Here is a 21,404-nt window from a genome sequence, read left to right as displayed (position 1 = left end):
CACTCCGAATTACGTGAAAAATTTGCTACCCCGAGCGACGCAGGGTACCGTTTCAGGCTTTCCTGAAGCGGCTCGACAGCAAATCGAAACCCATGCAACCGTCCTGCCGTGAAAAACGGGAACAAGAAAAGGGCGACCATCGTCGCCGTACTGGTCGGCGTCGCCAGCCTGATCGGCTCGGGAATCGCGGCGTCCGCACCACAGCCCGATGCCGCGATGGGCACGTACTGCATGACCACGCTCAAGAAGCTGAAGCCGGGCCAGCAGGAATCCGAAGTCGTTTCTCGCAAGTGTGGCAGTGACCCCGCCGTTGCCACGCGCGCGGCGAATGCCGAAAACGTCCTCGTCACGCTGTACACGGACAATAACTACAAAGGCCACTGGGAGATGTACTTCGGCCAGGACGGGCCCTGTGACCAAAGCGGCTACGGCATCGACAGGGTCGGCTTCGAAATGGAGAACGTGACTTCGTCACTCATTACCCATTCATGGTGCAACAACGTGACGTTGTACAACTGGGGCTTCCGTGACCCGCGCGGTGGCACCTACCGACTGCTGAGTCTCGGCAGCCAGATCTCCGACTGGGAAGCGCTGCCGGACTTCAACGACATGACCTCCTCGCTCCACCTCTCCAGGTACTGACTAGGACACCGAGCCCACGACCGACAGCAGGTTGAGCTTCTCGTAGCCGTCGCTACCTGGAGAAGCGGTGTAGACCAGCAGGATCTGGTCGTGGCTGTCGGTGTGCAGCACCTGGCAGTGCAGATCGAGCACGCCCAGCTCGGGGTGCGCGATCCGCTTGTGCTCGCCGCGCCGCACGGCGACCTCGTGCTGTTCCCACAGCGCGGCGAACTCGGGGCTCAGCGAGAGCAGGCTGTCCACGATGGCCCGCGCGCGCGGGTTCTTCACGAGCGCGGCGCGCAGCGAAGCGACCTGGACGCGGGCGTGGTGGTCGTGGTCGGCCTCGGGGTAGATCGCACGCGAGGCCGGATCGGTGAACCACCGGTGCACAGAGCTGCGGGCGAGGCCGGTGAACCTGGTCTGATCGCCCAGCAGCGCGGTGGCCAGCCAGTTCTGCACCAACGTCTCCCCGAGGTCGCTCAGCACGAGCGCGGGCGTGTCGGTGAGCCGGTCGAGCACCCGCATCAACCCCTGGCTGACGTGGTCGGAGCGCAGCGCGCGGGTCGGCGCGTTGTGCCCGGCGAGGCGGAACAGGTGGTCGCGCTCGTCCAGGCTGAGCCGCAGTCCCTGTGCGATCGCGGCCAGCATCTGCTCGGACGGCGTCGGCCCGCGCCGCTGCTCCATGCGGCTGTAGTAGTCGGTGGACATGCCCGCGAGCACGGCGACCTCGTCGCGGCTGAGCCCGGCGGAGCGCCTGCGCGGGCGCCGGGGCAGGCCGACGTCCTCGGGTTGCAGCGCCTCGCGGCGGGTGCGGAGGAAGTGGGCGAGCTGGTCGCGGTCCATGCACCTGATCGTAAGCAGCCGCGCGCGCTCAACCAGGGACCGCCGATCCCTGGTTGAGCGAGTCCTTCCGCGCCCCGGCCGCGCGGCCGAGTGTTGTGGCCATGACACGCATCGCACTCATCACGGGCGGCAGCCGGGGCCTCGGCCGGAACACCGCGCTGCACCTCGCACGCCAGGGCGTGGACCTGGTGATCACCTACCGCACGGGCGCCGATGAGGCCGAAAAGGTTGTGGCGCAAGCACAAGAGCTGGGCCGGACCGCAGTCGCACTGCCGTTGGACGTCGCGGACGCCAGCACGTTCGCGGAGTTCGCCGGGACCGTGCGCGGCGCGCTCACCGAGCACTGGGGCCGGGACAGCTTCGACTTCCTGGTCAACAACGCGGGCATCGGCCGGAACGCGTCCTTCGCCGAGCTGACCGAGGACGTGTTCGACGAGCTGGTGAACGTGCACGTCAAAGGCGTCTTCTTCGTGACGCAGGCACTGCTGCCGCTGATCACCGAGGGCGGCCGGATCGTCAACGTCTCCACCGGCCTGACGCGCTTCACGATCCCCGGGTACTCCGCCTACGCCAGCATGAAGGGCGCGGTGGAGGTGCTGACCCGCTACCTCGCGGCGGAGCTCGGTCCGCGCGGCATCACCGCGAACACGGTCGCGCCCGGCCCGGTGGAGACCGATTTCGGCGGCGGAGTGGTGCGGGACAACGTGGAGCTGAACGGTTTCCTGGCCTCGCGGACCGCGATGGGCCGCGTCGGCCTGCCGGACGACATCGGCGGAGCGATCTCCGCGTTGCTCACCGGCGGGAACGCGTGGATCACCGCGCAGCGCATCGAGGTCTCCGGCGGCATGCTCATCTAATTCGCTTGCCCCGTCCGCCTAGGTTCGGTGGACATGGATGCGAACTCGACGTCCGTGCTCTGGGTGACCGGAGCGCCCGGCACGGGCAAGTCGACGACCGGTTGGGGTCTGTTCAGGCGGATCGCGGAGCAGGGCGGCAGCGTCGCTTACGTCGACATCGACCAGCTCGGCCTGATCGGTCCCCCGCCGGGTGGCGGCGACGCGAGCCATGCGATCAAGGCCGCGAACCTCGCGCGCGTGCTCGACCGGTTGCGGCAGCGCGGTGTGCGGCAGGTGATCGTTTCCGGGATCGTGGACACCGCGCGAGGCGTCGAGCTGGACGACCTCACGCTGGTGTGCCTGCGGTGCGACCGCGAGGACCTGCGCCGCCGCTTCCTCGGCCGTGGCTCGCCGGAATCCTTGCTGGACAAGCTCTTCGAACTGGCCGAGCAGTTCGACCGCCTCCCCGGCCAGCTGGACACGACCGGCCAGGACTCCTCGGAGACGGTCAGTGCGTTGCTGCCGCACTGCGTCGTGGCGCCCGGCGCTGTGCGGCCGCTGACGGTGCCTCAGGCTCCCCCGGCGCGGGTGGTCGTGGTCAGTGGAGCCACCGCGGTCGGCAAGTCGACCGCCGCGTGGGGAGCCCTGCAAACCTTGTGGGACGAGGGTTTCCCCACCGCCTACATCGACACCGCGCAGCTCGGGTTCGTCCACCCCGGCCCCGATCCGGAGCTCGCCGCGGCAGCCGTAGCGGCGCTGTGGGAGGGCTACCGCGAGGCCGGAGCGGAATCGCTGATCATCGTGACCCGCGAGCTGACGCCCGAGCTGCGCGGCGTGTTCGGCGAGCTGACCACGATCCGGCTCGACGCGCACGCGCAGACCTTGGCGGAGCGCGTTCGCCGCCGAGCGCGAGGCGAGTCGGCGTTGCTCGCGGGCGACGAACTCCGAGGCGCCTCAGTGGCTGTTCAGGACGAGGTCACCGCTCGCGCCGTCGCCGAAGCGGAACAGCGACCGGGGGCTGACGTCGTGCTCGACACGTCGGGTCACACCGCTTCCGAAACAGCCGCTGAGCTGGTGAGGTTGTGCTGTCCGTAGGGAGGCGTCCGTGCTCACGATTGGCCAGCTCGCCGCGCACGTCGGCTGCACGGTCAAGGCGATCCGCGTCTACCACCAGCGCGGACTCCTCGCCGAGCCCGAGCGCGACGCCTCCGGGTACCGCCGCTACGGCGCTCAGGCGGTGATCGACCTCGCCCGCGTCGTCACCCTCGCCAAGTCCGGGGTGCCGCTGGCGCGCATCCCCGCCGTGCTCGACGCCCAACCGGCCGAGGCCGCCCGCGAGATCAACCTCATCGACGCCGAGCTGCGCGACCGCGTCCGCGAACTCCAGGCGCGCCGCGCGCAGCTGCGCCAGCTCGACCGCCCGGACCGGCTCTGCCTGCCGCCCGAGGGCGTCGAGCACATGCGGCGCCTGCGCGAACTCGGCCTGTCCGAGCGCTACGAGCGCGTGGTCCGCGACGGCTGGATTCTCGTCTTCGCGCTCGCGCCTGACTTCGCCCGCGCCTACCTGCCCATCCGGACGGCGCTGCTGGAGGACGCGGAGTACGTGGCCGTGCAGCGCGGCTACGACGAAGCCTTGGACTGGGACGCCGACGATCCGAGGCTCGACGCGCTCGCCGACGCGGCGGTCCGCCTCGGCGAGCGCATGGAGCTGCCCTCCGACCTGCCGCACTTCGCCAAGCTGCCCCGCGAGGCGCTGGACGTCGTCGCCGGGCACGTCGACAACCCCGCGTGGCGGCGGCTGGACGAGCTCGTCACGCGCCGCCTGGCGACTGGCCGGTGAACAGGACTTCCAGGCGCCGGTCGGCCGGGTTCGCGTGCAGCCACCAGTAGTGCTCGGCGATGCGATCCGGGTCGAACGCCGTTCCTGGAACGACCCCGCCGTCGACGGTCACACTGGCGACGCGCACTCCGGAAGCGCCGAACTGCTTGTCCAGCAAGGAGATCAGCGTCCGCACACCGGCCTTGCCCAGCGAGAGGCTGACGTACTCCGGCTTCGCGTCGGGCATCCCGCCGGTGATCAGGAACGAGCCGCTGCCCCGTCGCGCCATCGCGGGCAGCACGTGCGCCGCCGCGACGGCCGCGCCGACCACGTTCACCGCCCACGCGTCCGTGTGCTCGCGCACGGACAGCTCGCCGAGCGCGTCGGCTCGCACGAGGGCCGCGTTGTAGACGACGACGTCAGGCAGGCCGAACTGCTCGGTCGCCTTGTCGAGCGCGGTCCGCAACGCGTCCGCGTCCGTGCTGTCGGCGACCAACGCCAACTCCGCGTCCACGTCGACCGACGCGGACCGCGAGATCAACGCCACCGGCAGGCCCTCCCGTGCGAACCGACGCGCCACCGCGCGGCCGATTCCCGGTCCAGCACCGATGACCACTGCTCCCGGCATCACTGACTCCCTCGTCTCGGCGGCGAACCCGGGAACGGTAAAGCGTGACACCGGTGTCAAGGTCAAGGGTTAGCGCGCGGGCACGACCCGGCTCGCCTCGGCGGGGGCGAGGATCGCGCTGAGGTCGCCCAGGTTCGAGCTGAGCAGGATGCGCAGGATCTCCCGGCCCATGTCGAAGGTGCGCGCCATCAGCTCCGGCAGCTTCAGCAGCGAGCTGATGTCGCAGCGCGCGGCGGCCTCCGCCCAGTCGCCGGCGAGGGCGAGCACCTTGTGCTTGTCGATCTTGTTGAGGGTCCGGCCCAGCTCCGACAGCGCCACCAGCGCGGCCTTGACCTGCGGCGTGCGCACCTGCTCCGGCAGCGAGGCGAACAGCTTCGCGCCCTCCGGGGTCCTGGGGTCGAGCAGGTTGAGCACCTGGGCGATCTGCGGCAGGTTCGCGCTCGCCTCGTACAGCCGCACCACGTCGGCGAGGATCGAAACGGCCCCGGCGGCGGCGCTGCCCGCGCCGCAGATCACCCTGCGCGCGGCGTCGGGGTTGCCGGTGGCCTGGAACTCGGCCACGGCCATCGCGGCCTGGGTGACGCCCTGGAAGATCCGCTCGATGTCCATCGGCTTGACGCCCGCGATGATCTTCGCGACGTCCCGGAAGGCCGCGAGGACCTTCTCCAGCTCCTGCGCGGAGGCGTTCGGGTCGTTGCGCTTGGCGGCGTCCAGCACCAGCCGCTCGAAGACCTCGGGCGCGGCGACGACCGACCGCTGTTCGAGGTTGTGCCGCACGGTGGCCTCGTCGGAACCGCCGCCGAGCAGCGCGCGCAGGCTCTCCACCGCGCGCTGCTGCTCGGAGGTCACGGCGGGTCGCTCCACGGAGGGCTGGGCGAGCGCGGGCGCGGCGTTCATGCCGACGACGGCCGTCATGGCGGTCATCCCGACGACGGCGGTGAATCGCTTCATGTGGTGCTCCATCCACGAAATACAGGGGTCAGCCGTTTCTTTTCGACGGCGTGCGAGCGGACCGTATTGCGGAGCGGTGAAATCCGGCTGAAATGACCGTTTTCGCCGCTCAGAGCACTTTGTCAGGGGTAGGTGTCACCATCGTCGGCATGGAAGATCCCTCGCGCTCTCCGGTCACCACCGCGGGCTTCGTGCGGTTGGTCTCCGCGTGGTTGGCCACCCTGGCCTCCCGCCACACCCGCGTCCGCTACAGCCGCCACGTCGGCGCGTTCGCCCTGTGGCTGCTGCTGCACCAGCGGCGCCACCTCCTCGGCGCGCGGCCCGAGGACGTCGTGGAGTACTGCCGAGCCCTGTCCGCTCGCCGCCACGACTTCGGCGACGAGGAGTTCCCGGTGCGGTGCCGCAACACCGTCGCCACCGCGGCCACTGCGTTGAGCTCCTTCTACCGCTACTGCGCCAGCATCGGCCTGGTCGTGGACAACCCCGTGCGCCAAGCGCGCGCGATCGACTCGGTCGCCTCCTACGTCCCGCACCCACGCCGACGACCACCCGAGCTGGACGCGGCGGCACTGCGCGCGGTCGTGGAGCAGGCGCACCGGGACCCGTGGCTCGGCGGTGCGCTCGGCGCGAGCATGGTGAGCCTGGTGCTGTGCCTGCACTGGCGGCCCGAACGCGTCACCACCGCGACGCTGCGCGACATCCGCAGGGCCGGCGGAATCCGCGACCGCGCGCGTTTCGTCCCGCTGCCGCCTCCCGTGCTGGGGCTGATCAGCGCGTGGCTCACCGAGCGCCCCGACACCGGCCTCCGGCAGGTGTTCGTCCACCCCGTGCAGCCCCGGCCGCTGGCCGCGATCGAGCTGACCCGGCTCGTCGCCCGCTCCGCGCTCCGGGCGGGCCTCGGCAGGGGGATCACGCCGATCCAGCTCTCGCGCGCGGCCGGAACCCTTGCCGTACAAGGACTTCCGGTCGCCATACCGACCTCGGAGGAACTGCGGACCATCGCCGCCGCGCCCCGGCAGCTCGCCCTGCCCGAGGACGCCGACGGCTACGACCCCGACTGGCAGGACTTCGGCCAGCAGGCGCTGATCCCGTTGCCCTCCCGTGGTTAGCGCGCGCGGCGGCGAACGCGGTCCGCGCGGCGCTCGCTCTCGTCCGGGCCGAGCATCCCCAGCGCGGCGCGGCGGCGCAGCTTGTGGATCACGACATCGCGCAGCGGGCTGTCCCGCCACTTGCGCCACCGCTTCGTGTCCCACATCGACTTCTTCGCGTGCAGGGCGATCTCGGCGCGCTCGGCCGCCTCCAGCTCGACCGCGCCCGTCGCGGGGGCCAGCAGCCCGCGCTCGCGGTGCCGGTCCGCGCGGTTCGGCAACCGCTTGTTGCGCCGGATGTTCTTGCGCGAACTCTTGTCGTTCTCGCCGTAGTCGTTGCGCCGGTCCTTCTCGTAGCTGAGTGTCTTCTCCTCCTGCGGGCTCCGCCGTGCCATGCGCTCTTGCGTAGGAGGCGGCGGAACCGATTTCGCCCGCCGACGGCAGGGGTTCGCGCGGCTTGGCGCCCGATGGGACGGCGTACCCGGCAGACTGTCGCGGTGACGACGGAGAACGGCCCACCCGTGACGAGCACCTCGATCGTGGTCCTGGCGCTGGCCAGGCAGATCGAGGACGAGCTGACCACGGCCCTCGCCCCGCTGGAGCTCACGGTGCGCAGGCTCGGTCTGCTCGGCCACATCGCGGGCGTGCCGGGTGCGTCCTTCAGCGACCTGGCGCGGATGTCCGGGATCTCCGTGCAGTCCGCGCACAGCGCCGTGAAGGGGCTCGTGGCCGCCGGCCTGGTGCGCGACAGCACCGCCAGGGCGGGCTCGGCGTCGACGATCGAGTTGACCGAGGAGGGCACCCGGTTGCTGAACGCCGCGCGCGAGGTCAGCGCCGAGGTCGACGAGCGTCTGTTCGGCGCGGGGGCGGACCCGGTCCAGCGACGGCTCGGCGAAGCCGTGCGGGCCGCCTTCAGTTTGCCTGAAGGTTCCACTAGGCTTCAGCCACCCTGAAGCTTGGAGGCCCTGTCTTGGACCAGTTCCCGCAGACCGAGCTGGCGGTGGAGGCCGTGCGCTTCGCCCGGCGCGCCGAAGCGCCCGCGATCTTCAACCACAGCATGCGCACCTACCTCTACGGCCGGTTCCTCGGCGAGCGCCGAGGGTGGCGCGCCGGGCTCGACTACGACGACGAGCTGCTGTTCCTCGGCTGCGTGCTGCACGACATCGGGCTCAGCGAGGAGGGCGACGGCGACCAGAGCTTCGACATCGACGGCGCCGACCTCGCCGCTCGGTTCCTGACCGACCAGGGCGTCTCGGCGGATCGGGTCGAGGTCGTCTGGGACGCGATCGCCCTGCACCTGTGCTTCGAGGTCGCACAGCGCAAACGGCCGGAGATCGCGCTCGTGACGCTCGGCGCGGGCTACGACCTGGGGCCGAACCGCGACCACCCGCTGCCCGAGGGCTACGCCGAGCGCGTGCACGCGGAGTTCCCCCGGCTGCACGGCGCCGCCGCCCTGCACAAGGCGATCGTCGACCAGGCGCTGGCCAAGCCGCAGAAGGCGCCCCCGTTCACCCTGCCCGGCGAACTGGTGCGCCAGACCACCGGCGCGCAGTGGCCAACGTGGCACGACCTCATGGCCCGGGAGCCGAGCTGGAACGACCACGTCGGCTGGCCGGGCTAGGGCTGCCAGAGGTCGATCACGACCTCGCGCGCCCATGCGCTGAACACCCCGTTCTCGCTGGCGCCGCGCAGGAGTTCGCGGAGGTCTTCCTCGAACTCGGCGCGGCGCTCGCCGAACAGCTGCGGTGTGGAGCTGGACAGCGAGAAGACCGCCGCCACGACGTCGTCCAGCTCGCGGATCACCGCGCGACCCGGCACCACGATCCGCCTCGGCCCGGTGAACCCGACGGTCCGGTAGATCTCCGCTTCTCCCCCGGCCGTCCCGTTCGGCAGGCTGCCCAGGCCCGCGCGCCGGATCGGCCCGAGGTGGGAGCGCACCAGCTCCGCGATCTCCGCTTGCGGCGGAAACGGGTGCGGCAGAAGCACATCCGTGTCCACGCCTTGGTGCGTCGTCGCGTGCACGTGCGCGCACGCTCCCCCGGCTTCGAGCATGCCGCGGGCCGCCGCCAAGACCTTCGGCCGGTCCATCCAGTGCAGCGACTGGGCGAAGGTGATCACCTGGAACCGACCCAGGTCTGCGGGCAGGTCCTCCGCGCGCATGCGCACCCACCGCGCGTTGACCACCCCGGCCCGACGGGCTTCGTCGATCATCCCGGCGTCCGCGTCGAGCCCCACGACCTCCTTGAAAGCGTTGGCCAGCAACAAAGTCAGCGACCCCGGCCCGCACCCGACGTCGAGCAGCCGCCCCGTCCCGTCGAGCCCCAGCTCAATGGCGAGCGCGTCAGCGACCGCGTCGGGATAGGCGATGCGCCCGCGCGCGTAGTGGGCCGCGCTGCCGGAGTAGAGCGAGGAGTCCCACTCCCACACGCTCACACCACCGACGCACGGAACGGATCGGTGGGGATGATCGCGGCGTCGTCAAAGAGCTGTTCCAGCGCTTCGTTGCCGTGCTCCCGGCGGTACTCGATCTCGGCCGTGGTCACCGGAAGCGTCCACAGGATGCGCGCGTGGCCGCCTGGCATCGGGCAGATCTCGAAGTCCGGCCCATGCAGGTAGGGCAGGCTGACCAGCAGCTGGTCGCAGGTCGAGCCCGGCACCCACGGCTCACCGATCGGCAGGCTGTGCTCCAAGTCGAGCTGATGTCCGCCGCAGTGGTAGTACGCGACCATTGCCATGAGGTCGACGAACCGCTGGTGGCGCTGCGCCGAGGTCATGACGAACTCCACCCCGCACCCGTCCTCCTGCACGAGCGCCCAGCACCCCACGGTCACGTAGGCCCAGCCCCCGCCGCGCGGTCCCGGCCCGACCACGAGCACTCGAAGCTCCGGCACCACGTCCCGCCTCGTGCCCATGTCCACGTCGACCACGTCGACCTCGTGTCCCACAAAGAAGGCACGGACGTGCGCCTCCACCGCCTCGCTCATCGGACAAGCTTCCCAGCAACGGTCCCGAGCCACGCTGGAACCGGGGCGGGGCGGCGGACACAATGGCCGCCATGCCCAAGTACCTCCTGCTCAAGCACTACCGAGGCGCCCCCGCCGCGGTCAACGACGTGCCCATGGACCAGTGGAGCCCGGAGGAGGTCTCCGCCCACATCTCGTACATGAACGACTTCGCCGACCGGCTCAAGGCTTCCGGGGAGTTCGTCGACCACCGCGCGCTCGCCCCGGGGGGCGCGTTCGTGCGCTACGACGGCGAAGGCCGCCCTCCGGTGACCGACGGCCCGTTCGCCGAGACCAAGGACCTGATCGCGGGCTGGACGGTGATCGACGTGGACAGCCAGGAGCGCGCGCTCGAACTCGCCGCGGAGCTGTCGGCGGCGCCGGGCGCTGGTGGGAAGCCGATCCACGAGTGGCTGGAAGTGCGACCGCTGTACGGCGAGCAGCCGCTGATCGTCGAGTGAGCCGCGTGAGCGTGGACGAGACCCTGCTCAGGAGCTTGACCCCGAGCGTGATCGGCGTGCTCGTGCGGCGCGGCGCGGACTTCGCGGCGGCGGAGGACGCCGTGCAGGACGCGCTCGTCGAAGCGATCCGGGTGTGGCCGCAGGACCCGCCGAGGGACCCCAAGGGCTGGTTGGTGACGGCGGCCTGGCGGAAGTTCCTGGACGCGACGCGCTCGGAGACGGCGAGACGCCAACGCGAGGACGTGATCGACGCGCAGCCGGAGCAGGGGCCGGTGTCCTCGGTGGACGACACGCTCCAGCTCTGCTTCCTGTGCGCGCACCCATCGCTGACGCCGTCTTCCGCTGTAGCGCTGACGTTGCGCGCGGTCGGCGGGCTCACCACGCGGCAGATCGCGGAGGCCTACCTGGTGCCGGAAGCGACCATGGCGCAACGCATCAGCCGCGCCAAGCGCACGGTCTCCAGCGTGAAGTTCGACCAGCCCGGCGATGTCGCGACGGTGCTGCGCGTGCTGTACCTGGTGTTCAACGAGGGCTACTCCGGTGATGTCGACCTCGCAGTGGAGGCGATCCGCCTCACGCGCCAACTCGCGGCCGTGATCGACCACCCCGAGGTCGCGGGGCTGCTCGCGCTGATGTTGTTGCACCACGCGCGGCGCGCGGCCCGAACGGCGTCGGACGGGAGCTTGGTGACGCTCGCTGAGCAGGACCGCGAGGCGTGGGACACCGCGTCGATCACCGAAGGGGTCGCGATCTTGCAGGTGGCCCTCGCGCGCGACCAGCTCGGCGAGTTCCAGGCGCAGGCGGCGATCGCGGCCCTGCACGCCGACGCGCCGACCGCAGGGGACACCGACTGGGCGCAGATCGTGGAGTGGTACGACGAGCTGGCGAAGCTGACCGACAACCCCGTCGTGCGGCTCAACCGCGCGGTCGCGGTCGGCGAGGCTCAGGGCGCGCGAGCGGGCCTGGAAGCGTTGGCGCCGCTGGACGAATCGCTGCCGCGCCACACGGCGGTGGCCGCGTACCTGCATGAGCGCGACGGCGATGCGGCCAAGGCGGCGCGCCTGTACGTCGAAGCCGCGGACAAGGCGTCCAACCTTGCGGAGCGCGCGCACCTGACCCGGCAGGCGGCGAGGCTCAACGCGAGCGAGAGCTAGTAGGCGACGGCGATGGTGCCGAGGCGGCGGCCGGGGCCGTGCAGGCAGGACAGCATCGCCTCGGCCATGTCGGCGCGCGAGATCATCACGCCGCCGAGCGGGGGCCTGCGGTTGGCGAAGCGGTAGTTCCCCGTCGGGGGGCCGTCGGTGAGCTTGGGCGCGCGCACGATCACCCAGTCCAGCGTGCTCTCCTCGATGACCTCCTCCATCGCGCGCACGTCCTTGAGCAGGTGGCGGTGGGTCATCGCGGAGGTCAGCGCCATCGGGTTCACGCCGGGTTCGACGGCGGCGACGGAGGCGGCGGCCAGCATCGGCGCGCCCTGCCGCTCCATCGCGTCGACCACGTTGCGGTAGCCCAGGGTCCGCACCACGCTCGGCCCGTTCCCGGGGGAGCCGATCGCCGAGATCACCGCATCTGCCCCGACGAAGAGCCCGTCCAGCGTGCCGGGGTCTAAGACGTCGCCCGCGACGACGGAGAGCCCTTGGTGGTAGGGGCCGCTCTCGTAGAACGCCAGCGCCGCCGGATCGCGGACGAAGGCCCTGATGGAATGGCCCTCGCTGAGCGCCAGCTCGACGACCTCCCGGCCGAGCCCGCCACTGGCACCCAGAACGACCAGCCTCATCGCACGCTCCTGTTCCCGGCGCGCGCATCCGTCCCCACGCCGCGCGCCGACCGCAGGGACCCTCTCACACGGGAGCGGTCGAACGACCCCGCTCACCCCGGTGGCGCCGCAGACCCCTCGTTCGAGGGTCACTGCGCCGGGCGCTTCGCGGGTGGATGATCGTGGCGTGCCGCTGTTCGTCCACCACCCGCCGCGTGCGCTGAGCCCGTTCGTCTCGGCCGCGCACGGCTACCACGTGCCCGCCAGCGCGAGCGGCGTGCACCGCGGCCTGCCCTCGCGGCACCTCACTCTGGTGCTGGACCTGCACGAGCCGCTTCGCGTTGAAGGTCTGGAAAGCTCCGTCGCCGCGCACGGCGTCGTCGGCGGTCTGCACACCAGGCCCGCGCTGATCGACGCTTCACGGCCGCAGGAGGGCGTGCAGTACGGCTTGACCCCGTTGGGCGCGCGCACGTTGCTCGGACTGCCCGCCGGGGAGCTGTTCGACCAGGTGCTCGACCTCGGCCAGCTCTTCGGTCGTGACGCCGCGCTGCTCGTCGAGCGCCTGCACAGCACTCCCGCGTGGGCGGAACGCTTCGCGCTGCTGGACGAGGCGCTGTTGCGCAGGCTCGGCGACCGCACCGCCGAACTGCCGCCGGAGGTGGCCGAAGCGTGGCGGGTGATCTTCGACGGCGACGGGCGGGCGAGGGTGGACTCGCTGGCCGCGCACGTGGGCTGGAGCCGACGCCACCTCACCGAGCGCTTCCGCCTGGCCACCGGGTTCACGCCGAAGCAGGCCGCGCGGGTCGCCAGGTTCGAGGCGGCGCGGCGGCTGCTGGGCTCCCCCACCGGGCCCCCGCTCGCCGAGGTCGCCGCGCTGTGCGGGTTCGCCGACCAGTCGCACCTGGCCAGGGAATGGCGGGCGCTGGCCGGGTGCAGCGTCGGGCGGTGGGTGCTCGACGAGCTCCCATTCGTTCAAGACGAGGCGGCCGGGCAGCGGTCAGGATCTCCGGCATGAGCACTCCCAACCTGCCCCAGCCGCCTGCCCCCACCGTCTGGCCCAGTGTCGGCTTCACCGACGTGGACGCCGGAATCCGTGTGCTGACCGAGGTTTTCGGCTTCGTGGTCACCGTGGTCCACCGCTCCGACGATGGTGTCGTCGAGCACGCCGAGGCGCGCTGGCCCGCCGGCGGCGGCGTCATGTTCGGCTCGCGCGGCAAGCGCGGGGACTGGGGTTCGCTCGGCCCGCAGGGCGTGTACGTGGTCGCCCCGGACACCGCCACGATCGACCGCGTCTGGGAGCGCGTGGAGACCGCGGAAGGCGTTGAGGTGCTGCGCAAGCTGCACGACACCGACTACGGCTCGCGCGCCTTCGACGTCCGCGACGCCGACGGCAACCTCTGGTCCTTCGGCACCTACGCGGGGAGCTAGTCCCTGACGGCGATGGCGCGGGCCGCGAGTCCTTCGGCGACGAGCCTGCCCAGGATGTAGGTGCACGCCGCGTCCTGGTCGGGCACGTCGACGGAGAACACCGGCGAGCAGCCCGCGTCCAGCAGGCGCACCCGCCACGCGGAGCCGGAGGGTTCGGCGTGCCACCGGTTCGCGGCCGCGCGGGTGGGGTCGAACGGGGCGATGCCCAGCCGGACCAGGTTGCGCTCGAACAGCTTCGCCTGCATCAGCGCCCGCCCCCCACCGGTCCGAGCGCGCCGCGCCACACCTGGTCGGCGGCCAGCTCGCCGTAGAGGTACCAGCACGCCGCCGACTCGTCGGCGAAGGCGCGCCACCGCCCCGGGCGCCCGTTGCCGTCGATGAACCCGGCGGCCCACCTCCGCGATTCCGGGTCCTGCGCGACGCACATCCGGTCGCGCACGAGCGAGCCCGCCCCGATCGCGTCCTCGGTCAGGCCGAGCTCGGGCAGGCGCAGCACCAGTTCCGCCACGTTCACAGCGCGAGATTGAACCACCACGCTCCGTGTCGCCCGCGACCGCCCCGGCCTAGCGAAGGCTCCACATCAGGTAGGCCGCCAGGGTCGGCGCGTCGGTGATCAGGCCGCCGCGCACCATGTCCTCGACCTCGGCCCGGGAGAACCACTGCTGCCGCATGTCCTGCTCGGTCACCTCGCGGTTCGGCTCGCCGCCGGTCAGCTCGGTCGCGAGGAACACGTGCGCGCCGATGCCGGACATCCCGTTCGCGCTGTGCGTGTAGCCGATCTTCTCGATCCGCCCCGCCACGAAACCGGTCTCCTCGGCCAGCTCGGCCGCGGCCATCTGCTCGGGCGTGCCGCTCTCCCCCTGTGGGAAGGACCCGGCCGGGAACTCCCACGACCGCGCGCCCACCGCGTACCGGTACTGCTCGACGAGGTGGAAGCCGTCGTTCTCCCACGGGATCACCAGCGCGAAGTCCGGCTTGTCGACCACCGAGAACAGCCCCGGCGTCCCGTCGAGGTGTTCGACGCGGTCCTCGCGCACCGACAACCACGGGTTCTCGTACACGACCTTGGATGACACGGTCCTGATGCTCATCCCACGATTGTGCATCAAGCAACCTCGGTTGCTAACGCCGCACTTAGCAATGTAGGTTGCCAGCCATGGAGCCACGGGACGTCACGTCCGTCGCCGCCGACGTGTCGGACCCGAGAGCCGGACTGCGCGCGGTGTCCTCACTGCGCCTGCTGGCCGAGGCCCTGGAGTTCAGCCAGGTCGAAGCCGCGCTGCGGGCGGGCATGAGCTGGCTGGAGATCGCCGAGGCGCTCGGCGTGTCCCGGCAGGCCGTGCACAAGAAGTACGCCAAGCGGATCGACCCCTCCATCGAGGTGCCACGAAGGAACAGAGGGTGACGAAGTACGTGATGGCGGCGAACCTGTCCGTCCTGGCGAGGGACGAGACCTCGCGCCGGGGGCACCCGGAGGTGGACGTCGAGCACCTGTTCCTCGCGCTGCTGCTCTCCGGCGGCGGAGCCGGGAACACGTTGCGAGGGCTCGGAATCACCGTGGAGCGCGCCCGCGCCGCCGTGGAGGCCGTGCACGCGGAACGGATCGCGAGCCTGGGGATCGAAGCCCCGCCGATCCCGACGAGCCCGATCCGCGAGCCGGGCAGCCGGGAGATCTACTTCTCTGAGCGCGCCGTCGAGGTCGTCCAGGCGCGCGACGACATCGGGATTCTGCGCGCGCTCGTCGACGAGCCCAGCGGGCTGGTCGATGCCATCCTGCGCCAACTTGGCCTCACTGCCGACGAGGTGCACCAAGCCGCAGAAGCCGTTCCGCCACAACCGAAACTACCTCGCACAGCCGTCCACAGTGGATTCATTCCCGCACCGGTGAAGACCGTGTGGGCGTTGCTCGCCGATCCGGCGCGGCGTCCCGAATGGGACACGGCGGTCGTCCACGCCGAGCCCGTGACCGACAGCCGCTGGGAAATGACGCTGACCACCGGACGGCGCTTCGAGCTGCGCGAGCTCAGCAACGTCGTGCACACCCTGGAGTAGGAGGTTCGCTGGCCGGGTCACTGGGCGGGCCTGCACTGGCTGACCGCCTCCCTCGCCGAGACCGCCGGCGGCACGACGATCACGCTCACCGGCTCCTGGGCACGCCGCTGGACGCCGAACCCCTTGCGCCGCATCGCGATGCGGCTCCAGCTCACTGCGTACGCGACCGCGCTCTCCCGCGCGCTGCGCTGACCTCAGGCCCGCAGGTACGCCAGCACGGCCAGCACCCGGCGGTGCCCGGCATCGGTGGCGGGCAGGCCGAGCTTCGAGAAGATGTTGCCGATGTGCTTGTGCACGGCGCTGTCGCTCACCACGAGCGTGGACCCGATCGTCGCGTTGGAGTGGCCCTCCGCCATCAGCGCCAGCACTTCGCGCTCGCGCGGGGTCAGCCCGTGCAGCGGATCGTCGCCGCGCCGCCGGACAAGCAGCTGCGACACCACTTCCGGGTCCATCGCGGTCCCGCCGGAGGCCACGCGCTCCAACGCGTCCAGGAAGTCCTCGACCTTGCCGACCCGCTCCTTGAGGAGGTAGCCGACTCCCCCGCTGCCGTCCGCCAGTAGCTCCGCCGCGTAGCTGTCCTCCACGTGCGCCGACAGCACCAGCACGGCGAGCCCGGGATGCAGCCGCCGGGCCTCCACCGCCGCGCGCAGTCCCTCGTCGGTGAAGCTCGGCGGCATGCGCACGTCCACCACAGCCACGTCCGGCCGGTCCTCGGCGACCGCGGTGAGCAGGGCGGACGGGTTGTCGACGGCGGAGGTGACCTCCATGCCCTCGGCCCGCAACAGGTGGGTGAGGCCCTCGCGGAGCAGGGCGTCGTCCTCGGCGATCACGATGCGCACGGCTCATGCTCCCGCAGGGATGGCGACGCGCACGACGGTGGGTCCGCCGTGCGGGCTGGTGATCTCGGTGAGGCCGTCGAATGCGTCCACGCGGCGGCGGATTCCGAGCAGTCCGCTGCCCTGCTCCTCGTCGGCGCCACCCGTGCCGTCATCTGTGATCTCCACGACGAGAGCGCGGTCCCGCATCCACAACCCGACGGTAATCTGCTTGGCGCCACTGTGTTTCACCGCGTTGGTCAACGCCTCGGCGATCACGAAGTACGCCGCCGCTTCGACAGCAGCGGGCAGGCGCGGCAGCTCTCCGATGCCGAGCGTGCACGGGATCGCGCAGTGCGCCGCGAGCGAGGTCACCGCCCCTTCAAGCCCCCGGTCGGCGAGCACCGGCGGGTAGATGCTGCGGACCACTTCGCGCAGCTCGGTCAGCGCGTCGGTCGCCGCGTTCTGCGCCGTGAGCACCAACGGCAACGCGGCGTCGGGATTGCGGCGCAACGCTCGCTCCGCCATGCCGAGGTGCATCACGACCGCGACGAGCCGGTTCTGCGTGCCGTCGTGCAGGCCGCGCTCGATGCGCCGCAGCTCCGTGCCGTGCGCTTCGAGAGCCGCCGCGCGCGTCGCGGTGACCTCGGCCAAGCGCTCCACCAGGCTCCGGCTCGGCGGCGCGAGGCGCGCGGCGCTGACCCGCGAGTACCACCGGGCCAGGCGCGGCACGAGGAGCACGCCGAGCAAGCCGTAGGCCGCCGCGGTCAGCACCGCCAGCCCGGCGTCGGTCCACGACCGGATCGGCATGTCCACGGTCGTGGTGATTCCCGGGAAGTACGGCCAGATCGCGGCGAACACGACGTTCTGCACGACCCCGGCGGGCGAGCCGATCGCCACCGTGCCGACCAGTGTCCCCAGCAGCGCCTGCATTGCCAGCCACCCGAGTTCACGACGGCTGGAGGCGCTGAGCAGCTCGACGAACGGGTCTCCGCCCTCGCGCGGGGGCTCAGGGACCGTGGTGCCGAGGAACCGCCCGGTACGGCCGCGTTCGAACGCCGCGAGCCGCCGCGCGAGCCCGGCGACCCTGGGCAGCAGCGGCAGCGTCACGATCATGACCACGCAGGCCAGCAGCAGCACCGCGGACACCATCGCCGCGAGGCCGACGACCATCGTGCCCGCGAGGTACTTCCACTGCTTCACCCGGGCTGCTCCAGAGAAGGGGTGGAGCAGGCTCCACCATCGACAGGGGCGCGCGCGGGATGGTTGCCGCCGCTCCCGCCGACCTACCGTCCTGACGTCGGAAAACGCTGGACGGAAGGCACATCATGATGACACGGCAGCAGCTGGTCGCGGTGGGTGAGACGGGGACCGGGCACGCTGTCCGGCTGGAGGCGGCGACCATGGTCTACGGCTCCGGGCAGAACCGCGTGACCGCGCTGAAGGCGGTCACCACCGCCCTGCCGCGCGGCGTCCTCACTGCTGTGATGGGGCCGTCCGGCTCCGGCAAGAGCACGTTCCTGCACCTGGCCGCCGGGCTCGACCGGCCCACGTCCGGGCGCGTGCTGCTGGGCGGAACCGACCTCGGTGGACTGTCCGAGACCAAGCTCACCGAGCTGCGCCGCGACCGCATCGGCTTCGTCTTCCAGTCCTACAACCTGATCCCCGCGCTGAGCGTCGCGGACAACATCACGCTCCCACTGCGCTTCGCCGGGCGCTCGGCCGATCCCGCGTGGCTGATGGAGATCGCCAGCGCGGTCGGGCTCGGCGGACTGCTCGGCCGCCGCCCGAACCAGCTCTCCGGCGGACAGCAGCAGCGCGTCGCGATCGCCCGCGCGCTGATCACCAGGCCGGACGCGGTCTTCGCCGACGAGCCGACGGGCGCGCTCGACACCACGACCGCGGCGGAGGTGTTGCGGCTCCTGCGAGAACTCGTCGACACGCGCGGACAGACGGTCGTGATGGTCACGCACGATCCGGTCGCCGCGTCCTACGCGCACCGCGTGCTGTTCCTGGCGGACGGCGCGATCGTGGACTCGCTGGACGATCCGACCGCTGACGCCGTCGCGGCGCGCATGGCGCACCTGGGGCGGCGGGCATGAAGATCGCGTGGCAGTCGGTTCGCTCGCACCGCACGAGCTTCGTGTCCGCGTTCCTCGCGGTGCTCGGCGGCGTCGTGCTCATCACGGCGTGCGGAGTGTTGTTGCAGTCAGGGTTGTTCGCGGGGATCGCTCCGCAGCGCTATGCGGGGGCGCCGGTCGTTGTCGGTGCCACGCAGTCCGTCACGGTCCCCGTCGAGGAGAACATCGATCCGGTCGAATGGTTGCCGGAGCGCGCTCTGGTGCCTGCTGAGGTCGTCTCCGCCGTTGCCTCGACGCCCGGAGTCCGCGAGGCGGTCAGCGACGTCAGCGTCTCCGCGCGCGTGATCACTTCGAGTGGCCAGGTGATCGGGATGCCCGGCCACGGTTGGGCTTCCACGAAGATCACTCCGGTCACGTTGCTCGGTGGCTCGACCCCCGGTGTCGGCGAAGTCGTGGTCGGCGCTGATGTTGCGTCGGTTGGGGCCACGGTGCGGATCGCCACGGACGGCGAGGCCGTGGAGTACCGGGTCAGCGGTGTCGTGGACTCCGGGCTCTACTTCGCTTCGCTTCCGGGCGGCGCTACCGCTCTCGCGGTCTTCCCGTCGCCGGGCATCTCGGACACTGCTTTGGCCGCGCGCGTGTCACAGTCCTTGGCCTCGCAGGGGCTCTCTTCGCGCGCGGTGGTCAAGTCCGGTGTGGACAGAGGTGAGATCGAGTTCCTGAGCGCCGCGCAGTCGCGTTTCGTGTTGTTGCTGGTGTCCGGTTCCTTCAGCGGCTTCGTGCTGATGATCGTGATCTTCGTGGTGGCCAGCACGCTGTCCCTCATGGTGCACCAGCGGCGGAGGGAGATCGCGCTGCTGCGAGCGATCGCGGCCACACCCCGGCAGATCCACCGCATGCTCGCCGGGGAGGTGTTGGTGGTGACGGGCGCGGCCATCGCGATCGGCGTGGTGCCGGGCTATCTGCTCGCGTACTCGCTGCGCGACGGGCTCGCGGGGATCGGCGTGATCGCGGACGGCTTCGTCCTGTCGATCGGCCCAGTTCCCGCGCTCGCCGCCGCTGTGCTGTGCTTCGGGGCGGCCAGGATCGCGGTGTGGTCGGCCGCGCGGCGCGGGGTGCGGGTGTCCCCGGTAGAAGCGCTCCGCGAGTCCACTGTGGAGCGTCCGGAGATCGGTCGCGCCCGGACCGCTGTTGGCTGCGTGCTCGTCGGCTTGGCGCTCGCGTCGGTGGTGGCCGTGCTCTTCGTGCCCGCGAAGCTCACCGTGGTGCCCGCCGGGGTCTCGTCGTTGCTCGCGGTGATCGGCCTCGCGCTCCTCGGACCTAGGCTGATGGCGGCGCTCACGCGCTTCGCCGGAGCACGATTGCTGCGCGGGCACAGGGCTTCCAGCTATCTCGCGGCGGCGAACAGCTCCGCGGGCTCGCGTCGCCTCGCCGCGGCGGTGACTCCGCTCGTGCTGACAATCGGCTTCGCGACCAGCCAGTTCTACACGCAGAGCACGTTGATCGACGCGACCCAGGTCCAGGCCCGCGCCGCCACCGTCGCGGACTACGTGGTGACCGGCCAAGGCGTCGGTGTCTCGGCTTCGCTTTCCGTTGCCGCACGCGGAGTTCCCGGCGTCACGGCGGCATCTCCGCTCGTCGCCACCGAGGTCGTCGCGATCGACCGCAGCGCTGCGCAGGAGCCGCTTTCGCGCTCTACCGCTTACGGCGTCGACTCTTCTGTCGCTTCCGTGCTGCGGCTTCCTGTCGCGTCCGGCTCGTTCTCCGAGCTTCGCGGTGACACCGTCGCACTCAGCTCGACCGAGGCTTCGTGGCTCGGCAAACGCGTCGGCGACCGCGTCGAACTCGTGCTCGGCGACGGCTTTGTCACCCATCCCCGCGTTGTGGCGGTGTTCGAGGGGAACCTGGGCTTCGGCGACGTGCTCCTGCCCGCCGAGGTCGTCCTTCCCCACACCACCGACCGCCTCGCGGACGCGATCCTCGTGTCAGCCGCGCCGAACGCCGATGTGGCTTCTGGGCTGCGCGAGCTGTTTCCCGGTCTCACGGTGGGCGACCGTTCGGCGTTGAGTGTCGCGCAGGACAACCAGTTGGAGGCCAATGCGTGGCTCAACCGCCTGTTGCTCGGCCTCGTGCTGGCCTACGTCGCACTCGCTTCGGCGACCACGCTCGTGACCGTGACGACCGGGCGTGCGCGCGAGTTCGCCCTGCTGCGCCTCGTCGGCGGCACGCGGCGGCAGATCGCCCGCATGCTCCGCACGGAGACTGTGATCATCGTGGGTATCGCGGTCACCCTGGGCACGGTGGTCGCGGCGATCCCGCTGGCCGTGCTGTCGCTGCGGCTCACGTCGATCCCGCTGCCGTCCGGCACTCCGTGGGTGTTCGCCGGGATCGTCGCCGCGACCGTGCTGACCGGCGTTCTCTCGATCCGGCTGCCCGGGCGGCGCGTCACTCGCGCGCACCCGCTGCACGCACTCCGCGCTGAGTGAGCACGAGCACGGCCACGAGCACGATCGCCGCCAGCCCCACCCACAACCCCCACGTGACGTCGACGGTGAGGTCCGGGTCGGCACGGGTGAGCAGCCGGTCGCGCACCATCCAGCTCTGCGCGAGCGTGTCCTCGCCCGTCGACCAGCTCATCACCCACTCCGCCGTCCCCGAGCCCGGCGCCCAAGCGACCGCACGCGCGAGCACAACCAGGAGGACCGACACCGTCGTGCACGCCAACGCCGTGATCAGCATCCAACGCGGCGGCCGCCCTCGCTTCGCCGTCCACCAGGCCCATCCCGCCGCGACCGTCGCGGTGAGCACCAACGCGATCGACCACAGCGTCGACATCTCCCACGCCGACGCCGTCTCCGTGATGTGGCCGCTGCCGGTCGCGTCGCTGTAGGCGTAGCGCACGCTCCACCAAGGCAGGAAACCCGTTGCGAGCACGAACAATCCCGCGAGCACGACGTTAATTCGATTGCCCCCTTGGCGCGCGCTGCCGATGATGGGGAGCGTACAAGCAAGCAAGGGGGGCG

29 protein-coding genes are annotated in these 21,404 nt (G+C 71.2%); 15 read left to right on the top strand and 14 right to left on the bottom strand.

The window, feature by feature from the left end:
- Window positions 1–108 precede the first annotated feature (108 nt).
- A complete protein-coding gene (locus tag CCN37_RS07410; protein WP_086819917.1) occupies window positions 109–642 on the top strand; it encodes a hypothetical protein in 534 nt (177 codons plus the stop codon).
- Here CCN37_RS07410 and CCN37_RS07405 read toward each other — a convergent pair whose 3' ends face one another.
- A complete protein-coding gene (locus CCN37_RS07405) occupies window positions 643–1,464 on the bottom strand; it encodes a helix-turn-helix transcriptional regulator (protein ID WP_086819916.1) in 822 nt (273 codons plus the stop codon). It lies immediately after the preceding gene.
- Between the two features lie 101 nt (window positions 1,465–1,565).
- Between CCN37_RS07405 and CCN37_RS07400 the strand changes: the two genes are divergently transcribed.
- Genes CCN37_RS07400 through CCN37_RS07390 form a run of 3 tightly spaced genes read left to right on the top strand, consistent with a single transcriptional unit; the run spans window position 1,566 to window position 4,140 of the window.
- Window positions 1,566–2,321 (top strand): SDR family NAD(P)-dependent oxidoreductase, encoded by a 756-nt coding sequence (locus CCN37_RS07400; protein ID WP_086819915.1) that lies wholly within the window; start codon window positions 1,566–1,568, stop codon window positions 2,319–2,321.
- 33 nt (window positions 2,322–2,354) lie between these two features.
- Window positions 2,355–3,395 carry an AAA family ATPase gene (locus CCN37_RS07395; protein WP_086819914.1) on the top strand — a complete coding sequence of 347 codons (1,041 nt, stop codon included), beginning with the start codon at window positions 2,355–2,357 and terminating at the stop codon, window positions 3,393–3,395.
- A 10-nt stretch (window positions 3,396–3,405) separates the two neighbouring features.
- Complete coding sequence (locus tag CCN37_RS07390; RefSeq protein ID WP_086819913.1) at window positions 3,406–4,140, top strand: MerR family transcriptional regulator; 735 nt, start codon at window positions 3,406–3,408, stop codon at window positions 4,138–4,140.
- Here CCN37_RS07390 and CCN37_RS07385 read toward each other — a convergent pair.
- Together CCN37_RS07385 and CCN37_RS07380 are read right to left on the bottom strand one after the other, a co-directional pair.
- The gene (locus CCN37_RS07385) at window positions 4,112–4,747 is read right to left on the bottom strand and encodes an SDR family NAD(P)-dependent oxidoreductase (protein WP_086819912.1); all 636 of its coding nucleotides are present in this window, start codon (window positions 4,745–4,747) and stop codon (window positions 4,112–4,114) included. The genes CCN37_RS07390 and CCN37_RS07385 overlap by 29 nt on opposite strands.
- 69 nt (window positions 4,748–4,816) lie before the next feature.
- Complete coding sequence (locus CCN37_RS07380) at window positions 4,817–5,698, bottom strand: hypothetical protein (RefSeq protein WP_086819911.1); 882 nt, start codon at window positions 5,696–5,698, stop codon at window positions 4,817–4,819.
- A 149-nt stretch (window positions 5,699–5,847) separates the two neighbouring features.
- Between CCN37_RS07380 and CCN37_RS07375 the strand changes: the two genes are divergently transcribed.
- Window positions 5,848–6,807, top strand: a complete 960-nt coding sequence (locus CCN37_RS07375) for a hypothetical protein (RefSeq protein ID WP_086819910.1) — start codon at window positions 5,848–5,850, stop codon at window positions 6,805–6,807.
- On the opposite strand, the gene CCN37_RS07370 is transcribed toward CCN37_RS07375, so the two are convergent.
- Window positions 6,804–7,181, bottom strand: coding sequence for a hypothetical protein (locus tag CCN37_RS07370; RefSeq protein WP_086819909.1), 378 nt, complete (start codon window positions 7,179–7,181; stop codon window positions 6,804–6,806). The genes CCN37_RS07375 and CCN37_RS07370 overlap by 4 nt on opposite strands.
- A gap of 102 nt (window positions 7,182–7,283) precedes the next feature.
- Between CCN37_RS07370 and CCN37_RS07365 the strand changes: the two genes are divergently transcribed.
- Together CCN37_RS07365 and CCN37_RS07360 are read left to right on the top strand one after the other, a co-directional pair.
- The gene (locus tag CCN37_RS07365) at window positions 7,284–7,739 is read left to right on the top strand and encodes a MarR family winged helix-turn-helix transcriptional regulator (protein ID WP_086819908.1); all 456 of its coding nucleotides are present in this window, start codon (window positions 7,284–7,286) and stop codon (window positions 7,737–7,739) included.
- Between the two features lie 17 nt (window positions 7,740–7,756).
- The gene (locus CCN37_RS07360; RefSeq protein ID WP_210407909.1) at window positions 7,757–8,407 is read left to right on the top strand and encodes an HD domain-containing protein; all 651 of its coding nucleotides are present in this window, start codon (window positions 7,757–7,759) and stop codon (window positions 8,405–8,407) included.
- Here the strand turns inward: CCN37_RS07360 and CCN37_RS07355 are convergent.
- The gene (locus CCN37_RS07355) at window positions 8,404–9,213 is read right to left on the bottom strand and encodes a bifunctional 2-polyprenyl-6-hydroxyphenol methylase/3-demethylubiquinol 3-O-methyltransferase UbiG (RefSeq protein ID WP_246842868.1); all 810 of its coding nucleotides are present in this window, start codon (window positions 9,211–9,213) and stop codon (window positions 8,404–8,406) included. The two genes, CCN37_RS07360 and CCN37_RS07355, sit on opposite strands and share 4 nt — an antisense overlap.
- A gap of 2 nt (window positions 9,214–9,215) precedes the next feature.
- On the bottom strand, window positions 9,216–9,770 hold the full coding sequence (locus CCN37_RS07350; protein WP_086819906.1) for a suppressor of fused domain protein: 555 nt from the start codon (window positions 9,768–9,770) through the stop codon (window positions 9,216–9,218).
- A gap of 71 nt (window positions 9,771–9,841) precedes the next feature.
- Between CCN37_RS07350 and CCN37_RS07345 the strand changes: the two genes are divergently transcribed.
- Entirely contained in the window at window positions 9,842–10,249 is a 408-nt protein-coding gene (locus CCN37_RS07345) for a YciI family protein (RefSeq protein WP_086819939.1), read from the top strand.
- A gap of 11 nt (window positions 10,250–10,260) precedes the next feature.
- Window positions 10,261–11,403, top strand: coding sequence for an RNA polymerase sigma factor (locus tag CCN37_RS07340; protein ID WP_086819938.1), 1,143 nt, complete (start codon window positions 10,261–10,263; stop codon window positions 11,401–11,403).
- Here the strand turns inward: CCN37_RS07340 and CCN37_RS07335 are convergent.
- Window positions 11,400–12,026: an NAD(P)-dependent oxidoreductase gene (locus CCN37_RS07335; protein WP_086819905.1), complete on the bottom strand. Its 627-nt coding sequence runs from the start codon at window positions 12,024–12,026 to the stop codon at window positions 11,400–11,402. The genes CCN37_RS07340 and CCN37_RS07335 overlap by 4 nt on opposite strands.
- 166 nt (window positions 12,027–12,192) lie before the next feature.
- Between CCN37_RS07335 and CCN37_RS07330 the strand changes: the two genes are divergently transcribed.
- Window positions 12,193–13,020 carry a helix-turn-helix domain-containing protein gene (locus CCN37_RS07330; protein WP_246842867.1) on the top strand — a complete coding sequence of 276 codons (828 nt, stop codon included), beginning with the start codon at window positions 12,193–12,195 and terminating at the stop codon, window positions 13,018–13,020.
- Window positions 13,017–13,433 carry a VOC family protein gene (locus tag CCN37_RS07325; protein WP_246842866.1) on the top strand — a complete coding sequence of 139 codons (417 nt, stop codon included), beginning with the start codon at window positions 13,017–13,019 and terminating at the stop codon, window positions 13,431–13,433. The genes CCN37_RS07330 and CCN37_RS07325 overlap by 4 nt, the downstream gene beginning before the upstream one ends.
- On the opposite strand, the gene CCN37_RS07320 is transcribed toward CCN37_RS07325, so the two are convergent.
- From CCN37_RS07320 to CCN37_RS07310, 3 genes are read right to left on the bottom strand one after another with little or no spacing between them, the layout of a single operon-like run.
- Window positions 13,430–13,678: a hypothetical protein gene (locus CCN37_RS07320; RefSeq protein WP_143261470.1), complete on the bottom strand. Its 249-nt coding sequence runs from the start codon at window positions 13,676–13,678 to the stop codon at window positions 13,430–13,432. The two genes, CCN37_RS07325 and CCN37_RS07320, sit on opposite strands and share 4 nt — an antisense overlap.
- Window positions 13,678–13,947 carry a hypothetical protein gene (locus CCN37_RS07315; RefSeq protein ID WP_086819903.1) on the bottom strand — a complete coding sequence of 90 codons (270 nt, stop codon included), beginning with the start codon at window positions 13,945–13,947 and terminating at the stop codon, window positions 13,678–13,680. The genes CCN37_RS07320 and CCN37_RS07315 overlap by 1 nt, the downstream gene beginning before the upstream one ends.
- Window positions 13,948–13,996: 49 nt before the next feature.
- Complete coding sequence (locus tag CCN37_RS07310) at window positions 13,997–14,524, bottom strand: NUDIX domain-containing protein (protein WP_371503740.1); 528 nt, start codon at window positions 14,522–14,524, stop codon at window positions 13,997–13,999.
- Window positions 14,525–14,589: 65 nt separating this feature from the next.
- On the opposite strand from CCN37_RS07310, the gene CCN37_RS07305 reads away from it, so the two are divergent.
- Entirely contained in the window at window positions 14,590–14,838 is a 249-nt protein-coding gene (locus tag CCN37_RS07305) for a hypothetical protein (protein ID WP_086819901.1), read from the top strand.
- Window positions 14,835–15,485 carry a Clp protease N-terminal domain-containing protein gene (locus CCN37_RS07300; RefSeq protein WP_086819900.1) on the top strand — a complete coding sequence of 217 codons (651 nt, stop codon included), beginning with the start codon at window positions 14,835–14,837 and terminating at the stop codon, window positions 15,483–15,485. Before CCN37_RS07305 ends, CCN37_RS07300 begins: the two co-directional genes overlap by 4 nt.
- A gap of 17 nt (window positions 15,486–15,502) precedes the next feature.
- Here the strand turns inward: CCN37_RS07300 and CCN37_RS39645 are convergent, their stop codons facing one another.
- Genes CCN37_RS39645 through CCN37_RS07290 form a run of 3 tightly spaced genes read right to left on the bottom strand, consistent with a single transcriptional unit; the run spans window position 15,503 to window position 17,503 of the window.
- Complete coding sequence (locus CCN37_RS39645) at window positions 15,503–15,640, bottom strand: hypothetical protein (RefSeq protein WP_168200557.1); 138 nt, start codon at window positions 15,638–15,640, stop codon at window positions 15,503–15,505.
- Between the two features lie 39 nt (window positions 15,641–15,679).
- Window positions 15,680–16,324, bottom strand: coding sequence for a response regulator transcription factor (locus CCN37_RS07295; RefSeq protein ID WP_086819899.1), 645 nt, complete (start codon window positions 16,322–16,324; stop codon window positions 15,680–15,682).
- A gap of 3 nt (window positions 16,325–16,327) precedes the next feature.
- The gene (locus CCN37_RS07290; protein WP_246842865.1) at window positions 16,328–17,503 is read right to left on the bottom strand and encodes a sensor histidine kinase; all 1,176 of its coding nucleotides are present in this window, start codon (window positions 17,501–17,503) and stop codon (window positions 16,328–16,330) included.
- 125 nt (window positions 17,504–17,628) lie between these two features.
- On the opposite strand from CCN37_RS07290, the gene CCN37_RS07285 reads away from it, so the two are divergent.
- Together CCN37_RS07285 and CCN37_RS07280 are read left to right on the top strand one after the other, a co-directional pair.
- Window positions 17,629–18,402, top strand: coding sequence for an ABC transporter ATP-binding protein (locus CCN37_RS07285; RefSeq protein WP_168200556.1), 774 nt, complete (start codon window positions 17,629–17,631; stop codon window positions 18,400–18,402).
- Window positions 18,399–20,867, top strand: a complete 2,469-nt coding sequence (locus CCN37_RS07280) for an ABC transporter permease (RefSeq protein ID WP_086819898.1) — start codon at window positions 18,399–18,401, stop codon at window positions 20,865–20,867. Before CCN37_RS07285 ends, CCN37_RS07280 begins: the two co-directional genes overlap by 4 nt.
- On the opposite strand, the gene CCN37_RS38855 is transcribed toward CCN37_RS07280, so the two are convergent.
- Entirely contained in the window at window positions 20,827–21,333 is a 507-nt protein-coding gene (locus tag CCN37_RS38855; protein ID WP_143261469.1) for a hypothetical protein, read from the bottom strand. The genes CCN37_RS07280 and CCN37_RS38855 overlap by 41 nt on opposite strands.
- Between the last annotated feature and the right edge of the window lie 71 nt (window positions 21,334–21,404).

Source organism: Allokutzneria sp. NRRL B-24872 (assembly GCF_002155965.1).
Classification (GTDB): domain Bacteria; phylum Actinomycetota; class Actinomycetes; order Mycobacteriales; family Pseudonocardiaceae; genus Allokutzneria.
Note: the sequence above shows the minus strand (reverse complement) of the source record. Positions and strands in the feature narration are given on the sequence as shown.

Excerpts from the sequence above, each read along its gene's own strand:
- CCN37_RS07320 (WP_143261470.1), bottom strand. The coding sequence starts at position 13,678 with ATGCAGGCGAAGCTGTTCGAGCGCAACCTGGTCCGGCTGGGCATCGCC.
- CCN37_RS07335 (WP_086819905.1), bottom strand. The coding sequence starts at position 12,026 with ATGAGGCTGGTCGTTCTGGGTGCCAGTGGCGGGCTCGGCCGGGAGGTC.
- CCN37_RS07375 (WP_086819910.1), top strand. The coding sequence starts at position 5,848 with ATGGAAGATCCCTCGCGCTCTCCGGTCACCACCGCGGGCTTCGTGCGG.
- CCN37_RS07400 (WP_086819915.1), top strand. The coding sequence starts at position 1,566 with ATGACACGCATCGCACTCATCACGGGCGGCAGCCGGGGCCTCGGCCGG.
- CCN37_RS07325 (WP_246842866.1), top strand. The coding sequence starts at position 13,017 with ATGAGCACTCCCAACCTGCCCCAGCCGCCTGCCCCCACCGTCTGGCCC.
- CCN37_RS07370 (WP_086819909.1), bottom strand. The coding sequence starts at position 7,181 with ATGGCACGGCGGAGCCCGCAGGAGGAGAAGACACTCAGCTACGAGAAG.
- CCN37_RS07380 (WP_086819911.1), bottom strand. The coding sequence starts at position 5,698 with ATGAAGCGATTCACCGCCGTCGTCGGGATGACCGCCATGACGGCCGTC.
- CCN37_RS07385 (WP_086819912.1), bottom strand. The coding sequence starts at position 4,747 with ATGCCGGGAGCAGTGGTCATCGGTGCTGGACCGGGAATCGGCCGCGCG.
- CCN37_RS07345 (WP_086819939.1), top strand. The coding sequence starts at position 9,842 with ATGCCCAAGTACCTCCTGCTCAAGCACTACCGAGGCGCCCCCGCCGCG.
- CCN37_RS07305 (WP_086819901.1), top strand. The coding sequence starts at position 14,590 with ATGGAGCCACGGGACGTCACGTCCGTCGCCGCCGACGTGTCGGACCCG.
- CCN37_RS07395 (WP_086819914.1), top strand. The coding sequence starts at position 2,355 with ATGGATGCGAACTCGACGTCCGTGCTCTGGGTGACCGGAGCGCCCGGC.
- CCN37_RS07285 (WP_168200556.1), top strand. The coding sequence starts at position 17,629 with ATGATGACACGGCAGCAGCTGGTCGCGGTGGGTGAGACGGGGACCGGG.
- CCN37_RS07350 (WP_086819906.1), bottom strand. The coding sequence starts at position 9,770 with ATGAGCGAGGCGGTGGAGGCGCACGTCCGTGCCTTCTTTGTGGGACAC.
- CCN37_RS07310 (WP_371503740.1), bottom strand. The coding sequence starts at position 14,524 with ATGAGCATCAGGACCGTGTCATCCAAGGTCGTGTACGAGAACCCGTGG.
- CCN37_RS07405 (WP_086819916.1), bottom strand. The coding sequence starts at position 1,464 with ATGGACCGCGACCAGCTCGCCCACTTCCTCCGCACCCGCCGCGAGGCG.
- CCN37_RS07280 (WP_086819898.1), top strand. The coding sequence starts at position 18,399 with ATGAAGATCGCGTGGCAGTCGGTTCGCTCGCACCGCACGAGCTTCGTG.